The organism is Limosilactobacillus caviae (assembly GCF_014635905.1).
Classification (GTDB): Bacteria; Bacillota; Bacilli; order Lactobacillales; family Lactobacillaceae; genus Limosilactobacillus; species Limosilactobacillus caviae.
The window spans coordinates 1-693 of the sequence record NZ_BMDS01000023.1; the positions used below are offsets into that span (position 1 = coordinate 1).

At 42.1% G+C, this 693-nt stretch carries 1 protein-coding gene; it reads left to right on the forward strand.

Going from position 1 to position 693, the window contains the following annotated elements:
* Window positions 1–19: 19 nt before the first annotated feature.
* Window positions 20–693 (forward strand): hypothetical protein (locus IEU90_RS11215; RefSeq protein WP_188358152.1); only part of this gene is annotated, 674 nt, incomplete at its 3' end.

The window sequence follows — 693 nt, forward strand, 5'->3', positions numbered from 1 at the left end:
CTTAAGCAACTCCGTCTCCATGAGTGAGAGTTTAAGCACCTCGGTATCAACGAGTGAAAGCTTAAGCAATTCAGTATCAACGAGTGAAAGCTTAAGTAACTCGGTATCGCAGAGTGAAAGCTTAAGTAATTCAACATCGCTGAGTGAGAGCTTAAGCAATTCAGTATCAATGAGCGAAAGTCTAAGTAACTCAGTGTCAATGAGCGAGAGCTTAAGCAACTCCGTCTCCATGAGTGAGAGTTTAAGCACCTCGGTATCAACGAGTGAAAGCTTAAGTAACTCGGTATCAACGAGTGAAAGCTTAAGTAACTCGGTATCGCAGAGTGAAAGCTTAAGTACTTCAGTCTCAACGAGCGAAAGTTTAAGTAACTCGGTATCCATGAGTGAAAGTATGAGTAATTCAGTGTCACTGAGCGAAAGCTTAAGCACTTCGGTATCAACGAGTGAAAGCTTAAGTAACTCGGTATCGCAGAGTGAAAGCTTAAGTAACTCGGTATCGCAGAGTGAAAGCTTAAGTAACTCGGTATCCATGAGTGAAAGTCTCAGCAATTCCGTCTCCATGAGTGAGAGTTTAAGCAATTCAGTATCGCAGAGTGAAAGCTTAAGTAACTCAGTGTCAATGAGCGAAAGCTTAAGTAACTCGGTATCAACGAGTGAAAGCTTAAGTAACTCGGTATCGCAGAGTGAAAGCTT